Annotated in this window: 25 protein-coding genes; 7 read left to right on the top strand and 18 right to left on the bottom strand. The window is 62.6% G+C overall.

All coding sequences use genetic code 11. The features are described from left to right. Positions 1-160: 160 nt before the first annotated feature. The 5 genes from grxD to A9K65_RS24125 all read right to left on the bottom strand — a co-directional run bounded on the left by grxD (position 161) and on the right by A9K65_RS24125 (position 5,266). Positions 161-496, bottom strand: a complete 336-nt coding sequence (grxD, locus tag A9K65_RS24145) for a Grx4 family monothiol glutaredoxin (protein ID WP_013532137.1) — start codon at positions 494-496, stop codon at positions 161-163. Between the two features lie 141 nt (positions 497-637). Beyond that, positions 638-871 (bottom strand): BolA family transcriptional regulator, encoded by a 234-nt coding sequence (locus A9K65_RS24140; RefSeq protein WP_010909092.1) that lies wholly within the window; start codon positions 869-871, stop codon positions 638-640. A gap of 125 nt (positions 872-996) precedes the next feature. Continuing rightward, a complete protein-coding gene (locus A9K65_RS24135; RefSeq protein WP_064995400.1) occupies positions 997-1,509 on the bottom strand; it encodes a hypothetical protein in 513 nt (170 codons plus the stop codon). Continuing rightward, entirely contained in the window at positions 1,506-3,737 is a 2,232-nt protein-coding gene (gene purL, locus A9K65_RS24130; protein WP_064995399.1) for a phosphoribosylformylglycinamidine synthase subunit PurL, read from the bottom strand. Before purL ends, A9K65_RS24135 begins: the two co-directional genes overlap by 4 nt. A 119-nt stretch (positions 3,738-3,856) precedes the next feature. Then, positions 3,857-5,266 (bottom strand): PLP-dependent aminotransferase family protein, encoded by a 1,410-nt coding sequence (locus tag A9K65_RS24125; RefSeq protein ID WP_013532134.1) that lies wholly within the window; start codon positions 5,264-5,266, stop codon positions 3,857-3,859. Positions 5,267-5,358: 92 nt separating this feature from the next. Between A9K65_RS24125 and A9K65_RS24120 the strand changes: the two genes are divergently transcribed. Continuing rightward, positions 5,359-5,610, top strand: a complete 252-nt coding sequence (locus A9K65_RS24120; RefSeq protein ID WP_063167819.1) for a DUF1127 domain-containing protein — start codon at positions 5,359-5,361, stop codon at positions 5,608-5,610. A gap of 76 nt (positions 5,611-5,686) precedes the next feature. Here A9K65_RS24120 and A9K65_RS24115 read toward each other — a convergent pair whose 3' ends face one another. The 6 genes from A9K65_RS24115 to purC form a co-directional block, all read right to left on the bottom strand. Next, positions 5,687-6,328: a Pr6Pr family membrane protein gene (locus A9K65_RS24115; protein ID WP_013532132.1), complete on the bottom strand. Its 642-nt coding sequence runs from the start codon at positions 6,326-6,328 to the stop codon at positions 5,687-5,689. Positions 6,329-6,331: 3 nt separating this feature from the next. Beyond that, positions 6,332-6,739, bottom strand: a complete 408-nt coding sequence (locus tag A9K65_RS24110) for a hypothetical protein (protein WP_064995398.1) — start codon at positions 6,737-6,739, stop codon at positions 6,332-6,334. Then, entirely contained in the window at positions 6,736-7,401 is a 666-nt protein-coding gene (locus A9K65_RS24105; protein ID WP_064995397.1) for a glutathione S-transferase family protein, read from the bottom strand. The genes A9K65_RS24110 and A9K65_RS24105 overlap by 4 nt, the downstream gene beginning before the upstream one ends. A gap of 83 nt (positions 7,402-7,484) precedes the next feature. Further along, positions 7,485-8,153, bottom strand: a complete 669-nt coding sequence (purQ, locus tag A9K65_RS24100; RefSeq protein WP_024504558.1) for a phosphoribosylformylglycinamidine synthase subunit PurQ — start codon at positions 8,151-8,153, stop codon at positions 7,485-7,487. Positions 8,154-8,367: 214 nt separating this feature from the next. Beyond that, positions 8,368-8,610, bottom strand: coding sequence for a phosphoribosylformylglycinamidine synthase subunit PurS (gene purS, locus A9K65_RS24090; protein ID WP_013532128.1), 243 nt, complete (start codon positions 8,608-8,610; stop codon positions 8,368-8,370). A gap of 43 nt (positions 8,611-8,653) precedes the next feature. Next, positions 8,654-9,448 (bottom strand): phosphoribosylaminoimidazolesuccinocarboxamide synthase, encoded by a 795-nt coding sequence (purC, locus tag A9K65_RS24085; RefSeq protein WP_013532127.1) that lies wholly within the window; start codon positions 9,446-9,448, stop codon positions 8,654-8,656. A 274-nt stretch (positions 9,449-9,722) separates the two neighbouring features. On the opposite strand from purC, the gene A9K65_RS24080 reads away from it, so the two are divergent. Both A9K65_RS24080 and A9K65_RS24075 read left to right on the top strand, forming a co-directional pair. After that, entirely contained in the window at positions 9,723-10,043 is a 321-nt protein-coding gene (locus tag A9K65_RS24080) for a DUF1476 domain-containing protein (RefSeq protein ID WP_013532126.1), read from the top strand. A gap of 128 nt (positions 10,044-10,171) precedes the next feature. Next, complete coding sequence (locus tag A9K65_RS24075) at positions 10,172-10,945, top strand: HpcH/HpaI aldolase/citrate lyase family protein (protein ID WP_013532125.1); 774 nt, start codon at positions 10,172-10,174, stop codon at positions 10,943-10,945. A gap of 38 nt (positions 10,946-10,983) precedes the next feature. Here A9K65_RS24075 and A9K65_RS24070 read toward each other — a convergent pair whose 3' ends face one another. Together A9K65_RS24070 and A9K65_RS24065 are read right to left on the bottom strand one after the other, a co-directional pair. Then, positions 10,984-11,166: a hypothetical protein gene (locus A9K65_RS24070; RefSeq protein WP_064995396.1), complete on the bottom strand. Its 183-nt coding sequence runs from the start codon at positions 11,164-11,166 to the stop codon at positions 10,984-10,986. 190 nt (positions 11,167-11,356) lie between these two features. Then, a complete protein-coding gene (locus A9K65_RS24065; RefSeq protein ID WP_064995489.1) occupies positions 11,357-11,905 on the bottom strand; it encodes an alpha/beta hydrolase in 549 nt (182 codons plus the stop codon). Between the two features lie 249 nt (positions 11,906-12,154). Between A9K65_RS24065 and A9K65_RS24060 the strand changes: the two genes are divergently transcribed. After that, entirely contained in the window at positions 12,155-12,967 is an 813-nt protein-coding gene (locus tag A9K65_RS24060; RefSeq protein WP_064995395.1) for a VOC family protein, read from the top strand. Positions 12,968-13,092: 125 nt separating this feature from the next. On the opposite strand, the gene purB is transcribed toward A9K65_RS24060, so the two are convergent. The 3 genes from purB to A9K65_RS24045 form a co-directional block, all read right to left on the bottom strand. After that, entirely contained in the window at positions 13,093-14,400 is a 1,308-nt protein-coding gene (purB, locus tag A9K65_RS24055; RefSeq protein WP_064995394.1) for an adenylosuccinate lyase, read from the bottom strand. Between the two features lie 59 nt (positions 14,401-14,459). Next, on the bottom strand, positions 14,460-14,873 hold the full coding sequence (locus A9K65_RS24050) for a hypothetical protein (RefSeq protein WP_084016242.1): 414 nt from the start codon (positions 14,871-14,873) through the stop codon (positions 14,460-14,462). Between the two features lie 107 nt (positions 14,874-14,980). Further along, positions 14,981-15,700, bottom strand: coding sequence for a DUF2259 domain-containing protein (locus A9K65_RS24045; protein ID WP_064995392.1), 720 nt, complete (start codon positions 15,698-15,700; stop codon positions 14,981-14,983). 128 nt (positions 15,701-15,828) lie between these two features. Between A9K65_RS24045 and A9K65_RS24040 the strand changes: the two genes are divergently transcribed. Next, the gene (locus tag A9K65_RS24040) at positions 15,829-16,083 is read left to right on the top strand and encodes a DUF2171 domain-containing protein (RefSeq protein WP_013532118.1); all 255 of its coding nucleotides are present in this window, start codon (positions 15,829-15,831) and stop codon (positions 16,081-16,083) included. 9 nt (positions 16,084-16,092) lie between these two features. Here the strand turns inward: A9K65_RS24040 and A9K65_RS24035 are convergent, their stop codons facing one another. Both A9K65_RS24035 and A9K65_RS24030 read right to left on the bottom strand, forming a co-directional pair. Beyond that, a complete protein-coding gene (locus A9K65_RS24035) occupies positions 16,093-17,118 on the bottom strand; it encodes a P1 family peptidase (protein ID WP_064995391.1) in 1,026 nt (341 codons plus the stop codon). Next, positions 17,118-18,191, bottom strand: a complete 1,074-nt coding sequence (locus tag A9K65_RS24030; protein ID WP_064995390.1) for an ABC transporter substrate-binding protein — start codon at positions 18,189-18,191, stop codon at positions 17,118-17,120. Before A9K65_RS24030 ends, A9K65_RS24035 begins: the two co-directional genes overlap by 1 nt. Positions 18,192-18,370: 179 nt before the next feature. Here A9K65_RS24030 and A9K65_RS24025 point away from each other — a divergent pair, with 179 nt between their 5' ends. Together A9K65_RS24025 and A9K65_RS24020 are read left to right on the top strand one after the other, a co-directional pair. Continuing rightward, a complete protein-coding gene (locus tag A9K65_RS24025; protein WP_013532115.1) occupies positions 18,371-18,898 on the top strand; it encodes a flavin reductase in 528 nt (175 codons plus the stop codon). Then, entirely contained in the window at positions 18,895-19,824 is a 930-nt protein-coding gene (locus tag A9K65_RS24020; RefSeq protein ID WP_013532114.1) for a MoxR family ATPase, read from the top strand. The genes A9K65_RS24025 and A9K65_RS24020 overlap by 4 nt, the downstream gene beginning before the upstream one ends. Positions 19,825-19,827: the final 3 nt, after the last annotated feature.

Genomic DNA, 19,827 nt, shown 5'->3' with positions numbered 1-19,827 from the left:
AAGTCCGATCTTTCAAACGAAAATGCGCCGGCGGGCCGGCGCATTGGCTCGTCCTGGTCCTGGGGTCAGGACATGAAAATTGCCGAGGTGAGGTTGCCCCGGTGCCTGGTGCTCGATGCCCGAAAATCAACGTCGATTTCGGGCATGCACAAAACAGAAATCAGGCGGCGCCTTTGACGCTGACGCCCTTCTCGACGAGGAACGTCTGCAGCTCGCCCGCCTGGAACATCTCGCGCACGATGTCGCAACCGCCGACGAATTCTCCCTTGACGTAGAGCTGAGGGATCGTCGGCCAGTTGGAGTATTCCTTGATGCCCTGGCGCAGTTCAGCCGAGTCCAGGACGTTCACGCCTTTGTAGTCGGCGCCGATATAGTCGAGGATCTGGACGACCTGGCCGGAAAATCCGCATTGCGGGAAACCAGGTGTGCCCTTCATGAAAAGGACGACGTCGTTGCCCTTCACTTCATTGTCAATGTAGTCGTTGATGCCGCTCATGGAATATCCTTTCCCGCCTGTGGGAGTCAGGCTCGAAACATACCCTTCAAATAAACCCAACGATTGCTCGAAACAAGACGTTAGCCGCGCCGTGGCTGAAATGGCGCAAAGGATGAGCCGTGTTGGGCCAAGCGCTAAGGGTCAGTCGGGAACGCTGGTCTGCAGCGCCAATGCGTGCAACACGCCGCCCATATTGCCCTTCAGCGCGTCATAGACCATCTGGTGCTGCTGGACGCGGCTCTTGCCGCGAAAGCTCTCGGCCACCACCTCGGCCGCATAGTGGTCGCCGTCGCCGGCGAGATCGCGAATCGTCACCTTGGCGTCCGGAATGCCGTCCTTGATCAGTTTTTCGATGTCGTGGGCATCCATTGCCATGGCAAAATCCTGTTTCGAGCGGCCGGTAGCCGGCCATAAGATGAGAGTCGGGTGAGCCTAAAGCCTTTCCGGTCCGGATTGAAGCCGTTCTGTCCCGCCAACGGCCACACGGCTTCAGAGAAAGACTAGGCCGGTGGGCTTGCTTCATCCTCGGCAACGTCCTCGCGTGTCGAGAAAGCGCGGCCAAGGCCGAAGGCAAGCACATAGAGCGGCGCGTTGAGCAGCAGGCTGACAATGGGGAGATAGCTCGTCATTTGCCAAGCCGGCGAGAAGAACCCCTGACCATAGCCGTCGCAGATGAGCGACGAGCCGTACTCCCAAAACGCGCCCACGACCACCGTGCCGGCGAAAAGCTTGACGCAGGTGACAATGTGCCTTGCCCGTGCCGGATCCGGGAAAAGGCGGCCCCAGAGCACCAGGCAGATGATCGGGACCGCGTAGAGGAGGTTCTGCAGCGCCAGCATCGGGATGGCGCCGTTCGCCGCGGCAAGGAACTCCGCACGTGTTTCCAGCCGCATACAAACCTCGCTCGAGGTTGTCGACAGCAGGAAAAAGACGAACGGTCCCAGGAACCAGAAGAAGAACAGCGACGGCCAGAAAACGACTGCAAGCAGCGCCCGGGCAGCCAGTGTGGTCAACTAGCCTGATCCATGAAGCGCGGGAACCAGCCTTCGTGAGCCGAGGAGAGTTCGCTGACCGGGATTGCCCTGGCGTCGCCAAGCTTCAGCGCGCTGCCGCCTGTGGAGCCGATCCACGGCGCGAAGATGCCAAGCTCGCCCTGCTGCTTGCGAATGGCGTCCCATTCGTCACCATGCGGGTCGATCGACAGCGTCAGCAGATAACGGCCCTGATCCTCGCCGAACCAGACCGGGATCGGGTCGGTGCCGACAAGGCCGGGAACGGTGGCGCCGATGCCGGACGCCATCACCATTTCGGCTAAAGCCACCGCGATACCGCCATCGGAAACGTCATGCGCCGCCGTGACGATGCCGGAGGCGATGAGCGCGCGCACATGGTCGCCGACGCGCTTTTCATGCTCGAGGTCGACCGTCGGCGGCGGTCCATCCGTGCGGCCGTGTATGTCCCTGAAATAAACCGATTGCCCGAGATGCGTTCCCCAGGACGCCGGCGCGCCGACCAGCAGGATCATTTGGCCCTCGGCCGCAAAGCCGGTCCGCACCATCTTCGACCAATCGGCGATCAGGCCGACGCCGCCGATGGTCGGGGTTGGCAGGATGCCCTGGCCGTTGGTCTCATTGTAGAGCGAGACATTGCCGGAGACGATCGGGAATTCGAGCGCACGACAGGCGTCGCCTATGCCTTTCACGGCACCGACCAGCTGGCCCATGATCTCGGGCCGTTCCGGGTTGCCGAAATTGAGGTTGTCGGTTGCGGCCAGCGGCAGAGCGCCGGTGGCGGTCAAGTTGCGCCAGCATTCGGCCACCGCCTGCTTGCCGCCCTCGTAAGGGTCGGCCTCGCAATAGCGCGGCGTCACGTCGGACGAGAAGGCGAGCGCCTTGGTCGCATGGCCTTCGATCCGCACCACGCCGGCATCGCCGCCTGGAAGCTGCAGCGAATTGCCCTGGATCAGCGTGTCATACTGCTCCCACACCCAGCGGCGCGAAGACAGGTCGGGACCGCCGAGCAGCTTCAGGAGCGCGTCTGCAACATCGGCTTGCGGAACGTCATTGGCGGCCAGCGGCGCCGGCTTCTTCGGTTCGATCCACGGCCGGTCATATTCCGGAGCCTTGTCGCCAAGATCCTTGATCGGCAGGTTGGCAACCTCGTCGCCCTGGTGCAGCACGCGGAAGCGCAGATCGTCGGTGGTCTTGCCGACGATGGCGAAGTCGAGCCCCCATTTGTGGAAGATCGCCTCGGCTTCCTTTTCCTTTTCCGGACGCAGCACCATCAGCATGCGCTCCTGGCTTTCCGAAAGCATCATTTCGTAGGCGCTCATGCGCTCTTCGCGCACCGGCACCTTGTCGAGATCGAGCTCGATGCCGAGGTCGCCCTTGGCGCCCATTTCGACCGCCGAGCAGGTGAGGCCGGCCGCACCCATGTCCTGGATGGCGATGACGGCGCCCGAGGCCATCAGTTCGAGGCTGGCTTCCAGCAGGCACTTTTCGGTGAAGGGATCGCCGACCTGCACTGTCGGACGCTTCTCATCGATCTTGTCGTCGAATTCGGCCGAAGCCATGGTGGCGCCGCCGACGCCGTCGCGGCCGGTCTTGGCGCCGAGATAGACGACCGGCAGGCCGACTCCCTTGGCTTCGGACAGGAAGATCGCATCGGTCTTGGCAAGGCCCGCTGCAAAGGCGTTGACCAGGATATTGCCATTGTAGCGGGCATCGAAATTGACCTCGCCGCCGACCGTCGGCACGCCGAACGCGTTGCCATAGCCGCCGACGCCGGAAACCACGCCTGAAACGAGGTGCCTGGTCTTGGGATGGTCGGGCGCACCAAAACGCAGCGCATTCATCGCCGCGATCGGCCGCGCGCCCATGGTGAAGACGTCGCGCAATATGCCGCCGACGCCGGTCGCCGCACCCTGGTAGGGCTCGATGTAGGATGGGTGGTTGTGACTCTCCATCTTGAAGACGACGCAGTCGCCATCGCCGATGTCGACCACGCCAGCATTCTCGCCCGGCCCTTGGATGACCTGAGGTCCGGTGGTCGGCAGCGTGCGCAGCCATTTCTTCGAGGATTTGTAGGAGCAGTGCTCATTCCACATCGCCGAGAAGATGCCGAGTTCGGTGAAGCTCGGCTCGCGCCCGACGAGGTCGAGAATGCGCTGGTACTCGTCGGGCTTGAGCCCGTGTGAGGCAATGAGCTCGGGGGTGATCGGCACGGAATTGGAAATGGTCATGGGCGGCGATTTTTATCCGGGACGTTGGGATTTTGAGTCCCGTCTTATCGCAAGCCTTGCGGCCGATACACCCATGGATTGACGAAAAACGACGGAAAACCGGACAAAGCCACGCAGTGTCAGGAGAAGCTGTCGTAGCCGGCGCGGCCTTCATCGAGAAGTCGCCGGATCACCGCAACGCCTTCAGCGATATCCCCGCGCTGTCTCGGCTGCGAAACGCCGAAGCGGACGCCATGGAAAACCTGCTCGGAACGGCCGGCCTTGAATTCGTCCTCGTCGTCGATCAGCACGCCGTGCTCCAGGCAAGCGTTCTTGAAGGTGCCGGAAAGCCAGGGGTCGGGCAGGGTCAGCCAGACAAAGGGCACCCTGTCATGCGACTTGAAGGCGAAGCCGGCCAAAGTCTCGCGTACGATGGCGATGCGGGCGCTGATTTCGGCGATGCTGCGCTTTCGTATCTCATCCGCCTGACCGGACAGCACCAGCCTTGTATTCACCTCCGCCAGCAGGAAGGGCATGCCGCCGGTCATCATCTTGTGGGCGACGCGGATGCGGTGGCGGTAGGCGGGCGGGCAGGAAAGCCAGCCGCCGCGCACACCGGCTGCGACCGACTTCGACAGGCCGCCCGCGACAATGGTCCTCTCAGGAGCATATTCGGCCAGCAACGGCGTCGGATCATCGGTCAGATTGCCATAGAGGTCGTCCTCGATGAGGACGACATTGTATTCGCGTGCGACATGGGCGATCGCTTCGCGGCGCGCCGCCGACAAGGTGGCCAGCGTCGGATTCTGCGCCGTCGGCATCAGGAAGATCATCTTGGGATGCTTTTGCGCGCAGACGCGCTCGAAATCCTGCGGATCGATGCCTTCATCGTCCGATGCCACCAACGCGGTGCGCCTGCCGATCAAGCCGGCACTGCGGGAAACCTGCGAGTAGGTGAGGTGCTCGAAGGCAACATAGTCGCCAGGCATGGTGAGCGCCGCGATCGCCGCCATCACCGCCGCATGGGTGCCGAGCGTGGGAACGATGGTGTCGGCATCCGGGCGAAAGGAATTGCGCGCCAACCAGCGGGCGCCGGCTTCGTACCATCGTTCGGGGAAATCCCTGGTGTAGCTCGAAATCTCATGCGGATGGTCCTGCGCCGTGCGCGACAGGACACCGGCGACAATGTCGCCCTGGCCGATATCAGGTGCTGCGGTGCTGTCGAAACGCAGCTTGCCTTTAGGCGCATCGATATAGCGCGTGCCTTCGCCGCCGACGTCCGGAGCCGGAAAATCCGGCTTCGCGCGCTGGCCGAGCACATAGGTTCCACGCCCGACCTCGCCGCTCACCAGGCCACGCTCGCGCAGCAATTGATAGGCCCGGCCGACCGTGCCGACGGTGGTGCCGATGTCGTAGGCGAGGTCGCGCTGCGGCGGCAACTTTGCGCCGGCATCGATCACGCCCCGATCGATGTCCGTCTCGATGGAATCCGCCAGCCGCTGATACAGCGGGCCGGAGCCGGCAGTGAGATCTGGAAGCCAATTTGTCATGGTGACAATTTTCTATATTGCACCGATAGATGAGTCAATACATATCAATCGCGTGCCAAAAGGGTACAATTTAGGACTTTGGCAGAAAGAAAATGAATACAATCGTGACAATACGTCATTCGAGCGCTGCATTATCGGCCCAATCGACACGCCCGTCGGCTCAGCGCGGCTTTGTCAGCCGCCTTGTGCGCGTGCTGAGGTCGCTGGCAAGATGGATCGACAACCTGCTGGATCGCCGCCGCAGCCGGTTGGCTCTGCTGGAGATGACCGACGACCAGCTCAAGGATATCGGCGTCACGCGCTGCGACGCCCACCGCGAGGGCATCAGGCCGTTCTGGGACTGACCGTGATCCCAAAAGGTGGGAACCGGTTTGGGAAAGATGATGGTCCGGGAAATCCGGACAGAAGGTCCGCACAGTTCTAACGGACCCTCGACGCCCTGGTGCGTGCAACGGCATGGTCCGCAAGGACGGCGACCACGCACAGCACGAGGAAAAGTCCGGTGATGGCTGCAGCTGAGATGACGACGCTGGTCGCGCCGTTCTTGGCGATGTTCAGGAAAGGGTAGGGCACCTCGCCGGCAAGCGGCGCCCGCACCAGCGCATAGACCAGATAAGCGATGGGATAGATCACCCACCACGAAATGTCGCTCCAGCGTGTCCGGCCGTCGGCGCCCGATATCAGCCACCACAGCACGAACAGCACCGGCGTGACGTAGTGCAGGAGAACATCGCAGAGCAGGAACAGTCCCTGCGGCTGCCAGAGTCGTGCCAGAACCGTTGCGTAGATGATGAAGACCAGTGCGATCGAAACCGCAACGCCGGTGCGCATCCGCGCCCCTGCAAAGGCCGGCAGCCAGGCATAGAAGGTGGGTGACAGCAGCGACGTGTACACCAGCACCGCGCCGATGTTGGTCAGGATGGTGAAGAAGCTGAAGACGAAAATGACGGAGCCAAGCAGGCTGCGGCCTGCTTCCATCGATGCAGGAATGCTGATGCAGAACTGCAGGATGAGCCCGGCCAGACCGATGACCAGCCCCACAATCTGCAGGAACCGGCCCATGGGCTAGGCCGTCGCGGCGCAGGCCGGATTGCCGGCCTGCCAGCGCGCAATGTCGGAGCCGATGCGGGCGCCGAGCGGATCGTTCATCAGCGGTCCGAAGACGTCGACACGGCTAGAATTGCCTTGCGCCTGCACGACCAGCAAAGGTTTGCCGCCATAGTGCTTGGCCGGAACCAGCAGGAAACGCGGCGTGCCGCTGAACGAATTCAGCTCATTGGCCATCTGATACGGTTTGAAGGCCGGGTCCTTGCTGGCGATCCAGCATTTGTGGGCGGCGATCGCCACTTGTTCCATGGCCAGCAGCGCTGCACTTTTGCCCGAGGGAACAGGCGTGCTCTTTGGCGTCGACTGGCAGGATGCCAGCACAAAGCCCGCCGCGGCGACCAGCGCGATCGTCCTCGACTTGATCAAGCGGCACCCATCTCAAGCTCGGACAGGAAGATTTTCAAGCCGTCGGTCATCTCGCCCCACACACGCGACAATGCCGGGTGTTGCGAGGCGATCTGCTGGTAGGCGTCGAATTTGGGATAGGCGTCGAGCAGGTCGTGGCGTCCTGTCATGGCGCGGAAATTGTTGAAGATGAACCGCGTCGGCGTCAGCCAGGCGTCGGCGAAGCTGATGTCGTCGCCGAGTGCGAAGGGCCCTTGCGCCATACGGGCCTCGATTGCCGCCAGTCCATGATGCAGGCGGGCGAACTGAGCGTCGATCTCGGCATTGTTGCGCTTCGGCATGGAATGAAGCTCGAAAAGCTTCATCAACGGGGTCAGCACATCGAGATCGGTGATGCGGGCGAACATGCGCACCAGCGCACGGTCCTTGGAATCGGGCGGCAGCAGCGCCGGTTCCGGAAACCGTTCCTCGAGATATTCGGCGATGACCACCGATTCGACGATCGTCTCGCCCGAGCCGGTGATCAGCACCGGAATCCGGTTCATCGGCGAGATGGCGCGAAACTCTTCCGGGATGGGAAAACCGGGCGGCGGCGCGATGATCTTGAGTGGTACGTCTTTGATGTAGGCCAATGCCCGCACGATCGACGAGTAGGGCGACAACGGCCGCGAATAGAGTTTCATGACCGTCTCTCTCCCAATGAACCAGACTTGCTCCAAAGAGACAGGAATGTCCGGCTGTTTTCAAGCTGTTCGCTTCGATATCGTCAGGCAGCGATGCCGAGGGCGCTCTCGAACAGTCCGCGGCCGTCGGTACCGCCATGAGCTGCTTCGATCAGGTTTTCCGGATGCGGCATCAGCCCGAGCACATTGCCTTGGCTGTTGACGATGCCGGCAATGTCGTTGATCGAGCCGTTGGGGTTGGTGCCCTCTGCATAGCGGAACACCACCTGGCCTTCGCCTTCGAGACGGGCAAGCGTGTCGGCGTCGGCGAAATAATTGCCGTCATGATGCGCGACCGGCGAGCGGATGATCTGGCCCGGCTGATAGCGGCGGGTGAACATGGTGTTGGCATTGGTGATCTCGAGCTTCACCTGCCGGCAGACGAATTTCAGCGAGGTGTTGCGCATCAAGGCACCCGGCAACAAGCCGGCCTCGACCAGGATCTGGAAACCGTTGCAGACGCCGATGACCGTCACGCCCGCGGCCGCTTTTTCGGCCACTGCCCGCATGACCGGCATGCGCGCGGCGATCGCGCCACAGCGCAGATAGTCGCCGAAGGAAAAACCGCCCGGAATGGCGATCAGATCGACATCGGGGATTTCGGTGTCGGTTTGCCAGACGGTGACCGGCGGTGTTCCCGAAATCTTGGTCAGCGCCGCGATCATGTCGCGGTCGCGATTGAGGCCAGGCAGGAGGACGACGGCTGATTTCATTTCGGTTCGTAAGGCCTTTGTGCTTCGGCGAGTTCGCGCAACTCGAGGCGCTGCTCAATCCGTTCAAGACGTTGATCGATACGGCCTGCTATCGCGTAGATATTGTTGACGTCCGTTTGCGTGCTCAACGCCTGCAAGCCTGATCGCTACAATCTCGAGAAGCTCGTACATCAGTTCACTCGTGACTTCAGGCATCCGTGCCTCCGGCACAGCCTTAGGTAAGCGTCACACTATAATTCTCGATCACCGTATTCGCCAGCAGCTTGTCGCACATGGCCTTGAGGTCGGCTTCGGCCTTGGCCTTGTCGCTTTCCGCCAGCTCGACGTCGAACACCTTGCCCTGCCGCACCGTGCCGACGCCGCCGAAGCCCAGGCCCGACAATGCGTGTTCGATCGCCTTGCCCTGCGGGTCGAGCACGCCGTTCTTGAGGGTGACGGTAATGCGGGCCTTGATCACGCTGGACATGCTCCTGTTCTGATTATCGGGTCGCAAACCGCGATCAGTGCGGCTTGCCTTTGAGGCCGTCGGTCGAGGCGACGAGCACCGGGCCGGTCGGGCGCGGCGGCTCGTTCTCGTTCATGATGCCGAGGCGGCGGGCAACTTCCTGGTAGGCCTCGACGAGGCCGCCCATGTCGCGGCGGAAACGGTCCTTGTCGAGCTTGTCCTGCGTCGCCACGTCCCACAGGCGGCAGGAGTCCGGCGAGATCTCGTCGGCGACGACGATGCGCATCATGTCGCCTTCGAACAGGCGGCCGCATTCGATCTTGAAGTCGACGAGTTGGATGCCGACGCCCATGAACAGGCCGGAGAGGAAGTCGTTGACGCGGATGGCCAGCGCCATCACGTCGTCGATTTCCTGCGGGCTCGCCCAGCCGAACGCGGTGATGTGCTCTTCCGACACCATCGGGTCGTCGAGCGCGTCGGCCTTGTAATAGAATTCGATGATCGAGCGCGGCAGAACGGTGCCTTCCTCGATGCCGAGCCGCTTGGACAGCGAGCCGGCGGCGACATTGCGCACCACCACTTCGAGCGGAATGATCTCGACTTCCTTGATCAGCTGCTCGCGCATGTTCAGACGGCGGATGAAATGGGTCGGAATGCCCATGCGGTTCAAGTGGTTGAAAATATACTCGGAAATGCGGTTGTTGAGGACGCCCTTGCCGTCGATGACCTCGTGCTTCTTCTTGTTGAACGCGGTTGCATCATCCTTGAAGAACTGGATAAGCGTGCCCGGTTCGGGTCCCTCATAGAGTATCTTGGCCTTGCCTTCATAAATGCGGCGGCGATTTTTCATCTGATTTTTCTCTGGGGTTCCGGACAGGCGGTATCAGACCATTTCCTGTCCGTCTGCCTGAAATAGTGCGGCTACGGTAGGGTTCAATGCCGGGTCTATCCCAATCACATCGTTTGCTCAATCGGCAAATCCTTCCAATCAACCGCTTTCGGGACTGAAATGCCGCAGCGCAGCATGCGATGAAGCATATTGACCGGCCCGCGACCTTTTGGTTTGTGCTTTGGCAACGCACATATTCACCGCCAACGAATCGAATTTGACCCGGAGGGACGCCATGAGCAGCATGAAAGACCGTGAAGAGGGCTTTGAGCGTAAATTCGCATTCGACGAGGAGCTTCGGTTCAAGGCCTCGGCGCGCCGCAACAAGGCGCTCGGCCTGTGGGCCGCCGAAAAGCTCGGAAAGTCCGGCGCCGATGCCGACGCCTATGCCAAGGAAGTGGTTATCTCCGACATCGAGGAGGCCGGCGACCACGACGTGTTCCGCAAGATCCGCGGGGATTTCGACGCGGCCGGCGTCGAGCAGTCGGACCACCAGATCCGCCGCACCATGGACGAACTGATGGCGCAGGCGATCGAGCAGATCAAGAACACCTGATCCGGGCCATGCGCTGATCCCGCGGCAATACGCTGGACCAATCGACCGCCCGGCCTATCCGGGCGGTTTTTCTTTGCCTTTGCCGCGGTTTCCGGCTGAAACTGCGGTCGCTAACAAGGAAAGAGTTCATGTCCCTGAAGTCCCGCCTCGCGGCCGATGAAACGTTGTTCACCGCATGGTCCGGTGTGCCGGATGCCTTGACGGTCGAGATCGTCGCCAAGCAGGGTTTCGATGCCGTCACGCTCGACATGCAGCATGGCGGCCATCACGAAGACAGCGTGCTGCGTGGCCTGGTGCCGGTGCTCGCTACCGGCAAGCCGGCGCTGGTGCGAATTCCCGTTGGCCGTTTCGACATGGCAAGCCGCGCGCTCGATTTCGGCGCCGAGGCGGTCATCGCGCCGATGGTGAACTCGGTTGCCGACGCAAAACTGTTCGCCGCCGCCATGAAATACCCGCCGGTCGGCGAGCGCTCCTGGGGCCCGACCTACGCTTTTCCCCGCCACGGCCAAGGCGACCAGGCCGACTGGCTGCGCGACACCAACCAGCGCACCATGGCCTTCGCCATGGTCGAGACGCGTGCAGCCCTCGATGCGCTCGATGGCATCCTCGACACGCCCGGCATCGACGGCATCTTCCTGGGCCCGTCGGATTTCTCGATCGCCTGGAGCAATGGCGCCACGGTCAATTCGACGCTGGAGAGCATGATGGAGACGGTGGCGTCGGTGGCCGAGCGCACCCGCAAGGCCGGCAAACATGCGGCGATCTACGTTGTCGAGCCGGCAATTGCCGGCCGGGTCGTGTCGATGGGCTATCGCCTGCTGGCCATGGGCTCGGAGCATGCGCTGATTTCACTGGGCGCAAAGACCCTGCTCAAGGGCATCAAGGATTCGATCGGATCCTGAACCCGAACCGGACGCACTGCCGTCACAGCGCCGGGCGGTTAGGCGCTCGACGCCGCAGGCGCCGCGGCGATAGGTCCGCCGCGCCTGAACCTGTTGAACAGGGCGCCGACCATCTGGACCCACCAGTTGTTGAAGGTCATGAGCGGCAACGCCGCGAGGATCGAACCCAGTATGGCGGCGGCGGCGCCAGTGCGGTGGAACCGCTTGTCAACAAAACCCATGACCCCAATGAGCAGATAACGGGTACATGCACGAGGTAGAGTGGGAAGGACAGGTCGCCCAGAAAAACGTGCGTTCGGCGAACAGAGTTCGCCGTTGCTGGAGAGATTATCGCGATCTGCATTAAATTATTGTTCACGCAAGCCGGATGGCCTGCCGAGCAGCTTCGTGTTCAGGCTTTGACCGTATATATTACAGGTCCGTCAGGAACTTGGCGAAGGTCATCGAGCCTTCGGGCCACGGTCCGAAGCCCGAATCCGCGTTGAGATGACCGGTTTCGCCGGCATCGATGAACAGCGAGCCCCAGGCACCGGCAATGTCTTCGGCGACATCGAAGGCGCAGAACGGATCGTTGCGGCTGGCAATCACGATCGAGGGAAAGGGCAGCGGCTCACGCGGGTAGGGGCCGAAGGTCATCAGGTGCCTGGGCCTGATCTCGGGGTTAGCGACATCGGGCGGCGCCACGAAGAAGGCCCCGGCGACCGGCTTGCGGAATTGCGGAATGGCTTGCACCGCCGCGGCGACGCCAAGTGAGTGCGCGACCAGGACGACCGGCCGCTCGGCCTCGTTGACCGCCTTGGCGACGCTCGCCGTCCAGTCCTCGCGCACCGGCTTCGACCACTCCGCCTGTTCGACGCGGCGCGCCGTCGACAGCTTCGACTGCCAGCGGCTCTGCCAATGGTCGGGGCCGGAATTGGTGTAGCCCGGCACGATGAGAATATCTGCGTCTCTGACCTTCATGGCGCTGAGATAGCGAGCGGCATCGCTTCGTGCAACCGGCAGAAACGCCACGTTTGATCACAATAGTGAACACCATGTTCGCTTCTTCGCGTCTTGTGTGAACGATGCGGATGGACGATCTGTTGTCAGGAAAAGAAACAGCCGTGCGCGGGAACCCTGACTTTGGAACTGACACGACGTACAATGATCGGCGGAGTGGGGTTTCTCGCTTTGGGAGCTTCATCGCAGGCCGGTCGAACGGAGCATTTGATGAGCGAGTTGCCTTTTGCCGCCACCACCCCGGTCAGCGTTGCCCGCGTCGGGCTGAAGGCGCGCGACGCGGAAAGCCTTGCCGCATATTATCGCAGCATCGTCGGTCTGCAGGAACTGAGCCGCGCCGATGGGGCGATCACGCTGGGCGCCGCCAACCGTCCGTTGCTGGTCATCGAGGCCGATCCTTCGGCCAAGCCGGATGATCCTCGCAGCGCAGGCCTGTTCCATACTGCCTTCCTGCTGCCCAGCCGTGCCGATCTCGGCCGCTGGATCAACCACGCCATATCAAACAAGATCGCAATCGAGGGCGCTTCCGACCATCTGGTCAGCGAAGCACTGTACCTGACCGATCCCGAAGGCAACGGCATCGAGATCTATGCCGACCGCCGTCCGCAGGACTGGAAGTGGAATGGCGACAAGGTGGCGATGGCGACCGAGCGGATGAACATTCCGTCCGTCGTTGCCGAAGTGCCTGCGGGTGACGCCGGCTGGCAGGGCGCGCCGGAAAACAGTGTCGTCGGCCATGTCCACCTGCGCGTCGGCAGGCCGGAAGACGCCGAAGCCTGGTGGAACCAGGAATTCGGCTTCGACACGGTGGCCAAATATGGCGGCCAGGCGGTGTTCCTGTCGTCAGGCGGCTATCACCACCACATCGGCGCCAACGCCTGGCAGAGTTCGGGCGCCGGCCGCCGCGATCCCAGCCGGTCGGGTCTGGCCTGGGTCGAGATGCGTTCGGACAATGTGACCTGCCCGGTGACCCGCGAAGATCCATGGGGCACGGTGATCAGGACTGTTCCCGGCAAGGCTTGATTTGAGGGCTGCGCCAAGCTGGAGCACCCCTCAACCGTCGCGGCGTTGCGCGCCGATCCACCTTCTCCCACAGGGGAGAAGGTGAAGCCTGCCGCTCGCGGCCAGCGACGGTATAGCGCTTTGCCTCAGGCTTTGCCAAACACCCGCTTGAAGATCGTGTCGACATGCTTGGTGTGATAGCCCAGGTCGAATTTCTCGCGGATTTCGGCCTCGGGCAGGGCAGCGGTCACTTCCTTGTCGGCCAGTAATTCTTCAAGAAAATCAGCGCCTTGCTCCCACACCCTCATGGCGTTGCGCTGGACCAGACGGTAGGAGTCTTCGCGAGACAACCCAGCCTGCGTCAGCGCCAGCATGACACGCTGCGAATGCACGAGGCCGCGGAACTTGTTCATGTTCTTCAGCATGTTGTCGGGATAGACGAGCAGCTTGTCGATGACGCCGGTCAGCCGCGACAGTGCGAAATCGAGCGTCACGGTGGCGTCCGGGCCGATCATGCGCTCGACCGAGGAGTGGGAAATGTCGCGCTCGTGCCAGAGCGCCACATTCTCCATCGCCGGCATCGCCATGGAGCGAACCATGCGGGCAAGGCCGGTGAGGTTTTCGGTCAGCACAGGGTTGCGCTTGTGCGGCATGGCCGACGAGCCCTTTTGGCCCGGCGAAAAATACTCTTCCGCTTCGAGCACTTCGGTGCGCTGCAAATGCCTTATCTCGATCGACAGCCGCTCGACCGACGAGGCGATGACGCCGAGCGTGGCGAAGAACATCGCGTGGCGATCACGCGGGATTACTTGTGTCGACACCGGCTCGGGCTTCAGGCCGAGCTTAGCCGCCACATGCTCCTCGACATAGGGGTCGATGTTGGCGAAGGTGCCGACCGCCCCGGAGATCGCACAGGTGGCGATATCCTCACGCGCGTACACCAACCGCTCGCGGCAGCGCGAGAACTCGGCATAGGCCTGCGCCAGCTTGATGCCGAAGGTCGTCGGCTCGGCATGGATGCCGTGGCTGCGGCCAATGGTGACGGTGTTCTTGTGCTCGAAGGCGCGGCGCTTGAGCGCTGCAAGCAGACCATCGATATCGGCGAGCAGGATGTCGCTGGCGCGGGTCAGCTGTACGGCGAAGCAGGTGTCGAGAACGTCCGATGAGGTCATGCCCTGGTGGATGAAGCGGGCGTCCGGTCCGACGAATTCGGCAAGATGGGTCAGGAAGGCGATGACGTCATGCTTGGTGACGCGTTCGATCTCGTCGATCGCCTCGACGTCGAATTTTGCGGCACTGCCCTTTTCCCAGATGGTTTTTGCCGCTTCCCTGGGGATGACGCCGAGTTCGGCCAGTGCGTCGCAGGCATAGGCTTCGATCTCGAACCAGATGCGGAACCGGGTTTCTGGCGACCAGATGGCGACCATTTCCGGCCGGGAATAGCGAGGGATCATCGGTCAGTCCTGACATATCGAGAAGTTTGCCCGCGTCCTAACAGAGGCGAGCAAAATGCTCAACGCCGCTGGCGCGCAAACCAGACGCCCGCGGTAAACAGAGCGATGAAACCAACTGGAAAATAGAGCCGGATGCCCAGCACCACGAATTGATAGAGCGCAATCAACGTCGTGAAGACGAACTGGAGGACCCAGGTGCGGGTGAAAGCAGGCGCATGCCACTCGGCGTAGTAGGAGCGGTACTGCAGGGCAAACAGCCCGCCGGTCAGGCCGATCGTCGCCGCTGCTAGGCACACGAAGGCGGCGGCGAAAGCGACTTCCCAGCGTCTTCCCTGCGAGACCAGCCGCGCCGCAAACAGGCCGATGGGGAAGGCCAGCGCAGCTCCCGCCGCAAACAGCATGGTGACTATGAGGATTTTCGCCGGCGTCTCCCAGTCGCCCAAAGACAAGGTGAGGAGCGCGCTGGCGCCCATTGTCACGGCCCACAACAAGGCGCCGATAAGCGCTGTGCGCGGCGTCGGTATCGCGCGGCGAAGGCGGTTCAGCGCACGATCGCGCGCGGCGGGTTGAGCAGGGGGTGTCACAGGCGGCCGGTCACCGCGATCCAGCGAAAGTCCGGGCCTTCAAAGCCGTATTGGCGCACCGCGATCAGCACGGCATAGGCGCTGAGGCTGTCCATGGAAAAGGTCTGCACGGCGCCGATGCGATAGCCGTTCGGGCAACCCCGGCTTTTCGGTATCGCCTTGTCCTCGTGCAGCAGCTTGGTCGTGCCGCCATCCTGCGCCTCGATGCGCAGCAGCCGGAAGCCGTTGATTTCGCCCTGGCTCTCGCAGCCATCGGCGTTGTTCATGCCCAACTCGTCGAGCCGGAACTCGAGCGGTGGGTCGACCGGAGTGAAGATCGGGCGCGGATTGACCGCCATCCGGTGCGGATCCGCCGAAAGCTCGGTCACCGGGTTGAAACCTGCGGTGATGCCGCGGTTGGCGTCCAACTCGGCCTGGCTGGCAATGGATTCTTGCCGGGCCTGAAGGCGCACCGCATCCAGTTTGGCATTCTCGTCCTCAAGCCGGACCCGGATCGGCGTGCCCTTCAGAAAGCTGTCGGTGCTGGTGTCGATGTAGTAGCGGTTGGCATAGGGAAAGCCCGATCCATCCTGCACGCCATATTCCTCGAAAGCGAAGACGCTGCCGTCCTTGGTGAAGCCGAGGATCTCAAGTTCAGCGACATCGCCGGCATGAGCCGCGATCGAGGTCGCAAGCTGTGCAAGCAGGCCAACGGCAAACAGAAAGAGCATTCGCATCGGTCTTCACCCCCGTGATCGTTTCAATCCCCTAGCACGACGGAATCAAAACGTCGTGCGGTGCGAAAGCCGATGCATCCAATCGGCCCGTCATTTGTTATTGTCGGCAGTCCCAATGGAGAACCACCATGACCGACACCAGCAAAATTCGTGAGCATATGGAAGTCGTCGGCGCCGATGGCGTGCATGTCGGCACTGTCGACAAGGTCGATGGCCAGCGCATCAAGCTGACCAAGGCCGATAGCGGCGAGGGCGCCCACAAGGGCCATCACCACTACATTCCCCTGAGCCTGATTGCCGAAGTCGACGGCAAGAAGGTCTGGCTGTCGGCGAATTCTGATGTCGCGGTGACCTTCGAGGAAGAAAAGTCCGATCCGGTCTGATTGATCGCTTCACTTCATGCGTGACGACCAGACCGGAAATAGATCGTTTTCGGCAGGCGTCGCGGCATAGACGCCGCGACTGATGGCGCGCGCCATGGTGGCGCCGGCGGCGGCGTAGAGATCGATTGCTGCATCGGCGGAGAGTTCGATACCGCTCGTGCCGGTCGCCAGCGCGAACACAAGGTCGCCATCGGCCGGCGTGTGCGTCGGCCAGATGGCGCGCACGAATCCATCATGCGCCGACATCGCCAGGCGCTTGGCGGCAGCCTTTGTGAGCACCGCATCGGTGGCAATGACGGCGATGGTGGTGTTGCCGCCGGTCTCCGTCAGCCGGCCAAAATGTTTGTCGCGGTATTTCAAAAGAATCCGTTTCGCCTCGTCAGGCATCGGCGACGGATAGCCAAGCCCACCGAATTCGTCGCCGATTTCGAACGGTGCCGCCCAGAAATGGCGGGTTCGGCCTGTGGTCACCGAACCGGTCGGATTGACGGCGGCCAGCGCGCCGATGGTGACGCCATTGTCGAGCAGCGTCGAGGCGGAGCCGAGGCCTCCTTTCAGCCCCGAAGTGAGCGCGCCGGTGCCGGCGCCGATAGTGCCGAGTTGGAAATCGGCGGTGGCGGTTTGCGCGGCTTCATAGCCAAGCTCGCGGTAGGGCGGATAACGGCCCCAATCCTTGTCGCCGCCATTGCGCAGGTCGAACAGGATCGCCGACGGCACGATCGGCACGCGAAAACCGCCGACCTCGAGGCCGATGCCGCGTTCACGCAACGCCGCCTGCACGCCGGAAGCTGCGTCGAGGCCGAAAGCCGAGCCGCCCGAAAGCACCACGGCGTGCACCACATCGACGGAATTGTGCGGTTCGAGCAGGTCGGTCTCGCGGGTGCCCGGCGCACCGCCCAGGATCTGAACGCCGGCCACTGTGGACGCATCGCAAAGCACGGTCGTTACCCCGGATTTCAGCCTGGCGTCGGACGCATTGCCGACGCGCAGGCCGGCAACGTCGGTGATCAGGTTGCGTGGGCCGGTGCGAAACATCAGTTGCTTTCCAAGGGCGCAAAGCGCGTGCCATCGAAGCGGAAGACGCGGTAGGGGCTCCGGCTGAGATCGCCTTTCGCATCAAACCGGATCGGCCCGATCGCCGTGGTGAAATCCTGTCCGGTCAGAGCTTCGGTCAGTGGTTTGCCCGAGCTTTCGGACAAGCCCGACGCTGCCTTGGCGATTTCGACCGCCGCAAAGGCCGGCAGCGTATAGCCGTCGGGCACGACTTTCTGCGCGGCAAAGGCCGCCAGCACTTTTGGATCGGCGACATCGGCCCATTCCGGCGGTGCGATCATCAGTGTGCCCAAGGAATAGGGCACGTCGCCGGGCGGCGTGCGCAGATTCTCGCCGCCGGCAAAGACGATGCCCGCCTGAAGCTGTGCGGCATCGCGGCCCATGATGGCGATGTCGTCGCCATCGCCGCCGGCAAAGACATGCGTCGCGCCGGCCTTCTTCAGCCGACCGATCATGCCGATCTGATTGTCGAGCTGGGGCCGGAACGTGTCGACGAACACAGGTTTCAGCGCTGCCTGTTCGGCCGCTGCCCGCAACGTCTCGGCGATTTCACGACCGTAGATGGTGCCGTCGTCGATAATGGCGAACAATTCGTTTTGCCACAGGCGGGTGAGGGCTGACGCGACCGCATTGCGCTCATCGTCGCCGCGTGGTCCGAGGCGATAGACCGGCCAGCCGGTCTTGGCGCGGCGGTCGGTCAGGCTTTCGGTTCGCACGCCAATGGTGATGACCGGAATGTTGGCGTCCTTCAGGATCGGCATCGCCGCCTCGATCGCCTCGGTGCAGAGAAAGCCGACCACGATATTGACCTTGACGGCTGCGAATTCCCTGGCCGCGGCAGCGCCGCCATCGGCGGTGCAGGCGTCATCCACGGTCTTGAGTTCGATGCCGTTCGCTTCGGCGGCCATACCGGTACCGGCCTCGATCTGCTTGCCGAGAATGGCCGATGGTCCCGACAGGGGCGCCGAGACGCCGACCAGCAGCGTCCGGGCATCCGCACCACTGGCCAGGAACAGCCAGAACAGCGCCGCTATTGTTCTTGTCCTGGGTCGCATTCGAGCGATGGGATCCTCCGGGCCGGTCCTATGCTCCCGGCACTGTTGCCGCCAAGACCTAAAGGCTGCCCGGCCTTGGTGCAACACGCGAATTTCGGGATATGGCTCAGGCACTTCGCTTGTGGCGGGCTATGTCTGGCCATATATGTCGATAGGATCCTGACAATGGAAAAAATACGGTGCTGAAGAAGAACGACATTGGGCCGCAGGCCTATCGCGACGCGATGAGCCACTTTGCCGGCCACGTCCATGTGGTCACCACCGACGGGCCGGCCGGCAAGCGCGGCGCGACGGTGATCGCGGCCTGCTCGGTTTCGGACACCCCGCCGACCATTCTGGTCTGTCTCAATCGCGAAAATCCCAAGAACGAACCGTTCGTGAAAAACGGCAGGTTTGCCTTGAACACCCTGGCTTCCCACCAGGAGCCGCTGTCAGTCGGCTTTTCCGGAATCACCGGCTTGCCGGTCGAGGAGCGCTTCGCGCTCGGCGAATGGGACGTGATCTCCACCGGCGCGCCGACGCTGAAGGGTGCGCTCGCCGTGTTCGACTGCGAATTGATCGATACCAAGGACCTGGCCACCCATCGTGTGCTTTTTGGCAAGGTGACAGGCCTGCGGATGGGCGATAATTTGCGGCCGCTGATCTATCACGCCCGCGGCTACCACGTACTGGAAAGCGGAGCGGCGGCGTTCACGGAGAAAGAATGACCGAGCTGAAACCGCGCGCCGCGCCACGGACGATCGACGAGACGCTCGATCTCCTGACCGGTGCGGACTATGTGGCGGACCGGTCGCTGGCGACCGTACTGTTCCTGTCGTTGCGTATGAAGCGGCCGCTTTTCCTTGAGGGCGAGGCCGGCGTCGGCAAGACCGAGATCGCCAAGGTGTTGGCACAGGCGCTCGGCCGCCGGCTGATCCGCCTGCAATGCTATGAAGGCCTTGACGTCTCGTCCGCCGTCTACGAGTGGAACTACGCCGCGCAGATGATCGAGATCCGCATGGAGGAGGCGGCCGGCAAGGTCGAGCGCTCCGCCATGGAGCGCAACGTCTTCTCCGAAAAATACCTGATCCGCCGCCCGGTGCTCGATGCGCTGACCGGCAAGGCGGGGGCTGCCCCGGTTTTCCTGATCGATGAGCTCGACCGCACCGACGAGGCGTTCGAGGCCTTCCTGCTCGAAATCCTGTCCGACTTCCAGGTGACGGTGCCCGAGCTCGGCACCATCAAGGCGGAAGAGCCGCCGATCGTCATCATCACCACCAACCGCACCCGTGAGATCCACGACGCGCTGAAGCGGCGCTGCCTCTATCACTGGGTCGACTATCCCAATGCCGAGCGCGAGTTGGAGATCGTGCGCCGCAAGGTGCCGCAGGCCAACCAGCGCCTTTCGGCCGAAGTGGTCTCCTTCATCCAGAAGCTGCGCCAGATCGAGCTGTTCAAGGTGCCGGGTGTCGCCGAAACCATCGACTGGGCCGGCGCGCTGACCGAGCTCGACAAGGTGGCGCTCGATCCGGAAACCGTCTCCGATACGATCGGCGTGCTGTTGAAATACCAGGACGACATTGCCCGCATCGAACAGGGCGAAGGCCGGCGCATCCTCAACGAGGTGAAGGCCGAGCTTTCGGCGGCGGAGTAGGCG

This window comes from Mesorhizobium sp. WSM1497 (assembly GCF_001672455.2).
In the GTDB taxonomy this organism is placed as follows: Bacteria; Pseudomonadota; Alphaproteobacteria; order Rhizobiales; family Rhizobiaceae; genus Mesorhizobium; species Mesorhizobium ciceri.
Note: the sequence above shows the minus strand (reverse complement) of the source record. Positions and strands in the feature narration are given on the sequence as shown.

What these genes read in the sequence shown, in the direction of transcription:
- purQ (WP_024504558.1), bottom strand. Translation starts at nt 8,153, where the DNA reads ATGAAATCAGCCGTCGTCCTCCTGCCTGGCCTCAATCGCGACCGCGAC.
- A9K65_RS24035 (WP_064995391.1), bottom strand. Translation starts at nt 17,118, where the DNA reads ATGTTTCGCACCGGCCCACGCAACCTGATCACCGACGTTGCCGGCCTG.
- A9K65_RS24065 (WP_064995489.1), bottom strand. Translation starts at nt 11,905, where the DNA reads ATGAAGGTCAGAGACGCAGATATTCTCATCGTGCCGGGCTACACCAAT.
- A9K65_RS24115 (WP_013532132.1), bottom strand. Translation starts at nt 6,328, where the DNA reads ATGGGCCGGTTCCTGCAGATTGTGGGGCTGGTCATCGGTCTGGCCGGG.
- A9K65_RS24105 (WP_064995397.1), bottom strand. Translation starts at nt 7,401, where the DNA reads ATGAAACTCTATTCGCGGCCGTTGTCGCCCTACTCGTCGATCGTGCGG.
- A9K65_RS24060 (WP_064995395.1), top strand. Translation starts at nt 12,155, where the DNA reads ATGAGCGAGTTGCCTTTTGCCGCCACCACCCCGGTCAGCGTTGCCCGC.
- A9K65_RS24050 (WP_084016242.1), bottom strand. Translation starts at nt 14,873, where the DNA reads ATGGGCGCCAGCGCGCTCCTCACCTTGTCTTTGGGCGACTGGGAGACG.
- purB (WP_064995394.1), bottom strand. Translation starts at nt 14,400, where the DNA reads ATGATCCCTCGCTATTCCCGGCCGGAAATGGTCGCCATCTGGTCGCCA.
- purC (WP_013532127.1), bottom strand. Translation starts at nt 9,448, where the DNA reads ATGAAAAATCGCCGCCGCATTTATGAAGGCAAGGCCAAGATACTCTAT.
- grxD (WP_013532137.1), bottom strand. Translation starts at nt 496, where the DNA reads ATGAGCGGCATCAACGACTACATTGACAATGAAGTGAAGGGCAACGAC.
- A9K65_RS24120 (WP_063167819.1), top strand. Translation starts at nt 5,359, where the DNA reads ATGAATACAATCGTGACAATACGTCATTCGAGCGCTGCATTATCGGCC.
- A9K65_RS24080 (WP_013532126.1), top strand. Translation starts at nt 9,723, where the DNA reads ATGAGCAGCATGAAAGACCGTGAAGAGGGCTTTGAGCGTAAATTCGCA.
- A9K65_RS24125 (WP_013532134.1), bottom strand. Translation starts at nt 5,266, where the DNA reads ATGACAAATTGGCTTCCAGATCTCACTGCCGGCTCCGGCCCGCTGTAT.
- A9K65_RS24045 (WP_064995392.1), bottom strand. Translation starts at nt 15,700, where the DNA reads ATGCGAATGCTCTTTCTGTTTGCCGTTGGCCTGCTTGCACAGCTTGCG.
- A9K65_RS24075 (WP_013532125.1), top strand. Translation starts at nt 10,172, where the DNA reads ATGTCCCTGAAGTCCCGCCTCGCGGCCGATGAAACGTTGTTCACCGCA.
- A9K65_RS24020 (WP_013532114.1), top strand. Translation starts at nt 18,895, where the DNA reads ATGACCGAGCTGAAACCGCGCGCCGCGCCACGGACGATCGACGAGACG.
- A9K65_RS24040 (WP_013532118.1), top strand. Translation starts at nt 15,829, where the DNA reads ATGACCGACACCAGCAAAATTCGTGAGCATATGGAAGTCGTCGGCGCC.
- A9K65_RS24140 (WP_010909092.1), bottom strand. Translation starts at nt 871, where the DNA reads ATGGCAATGGATGCCCACGACATCGAAAAACTGATCAAGGACGGCATT.
- purL (WP_064995399.1), bottom strand. Translation starts at nt 3,737, where the DNA reads ATGACCATTTCCAATTCCGTGCCGATCACCCCCGAGCTCATTGCCTCA.
- A9K65_RS24030 (WP_064995390.1), bottom strand. Translation starts at nt 18,191, where the DNA reads ATGCGACCCAGGACAAGAACAATAGCGGCGCTGTTCTGGCTGTTCCTG.
- A9K65_RS24070 (WP_064995396.1), bottom strand. Translation starts at nt 11,166, where the DNA reads ATGGGTTTTGTTGACAAGCGGTTCCACCGCACTGGCGCCGCCGCCGCC.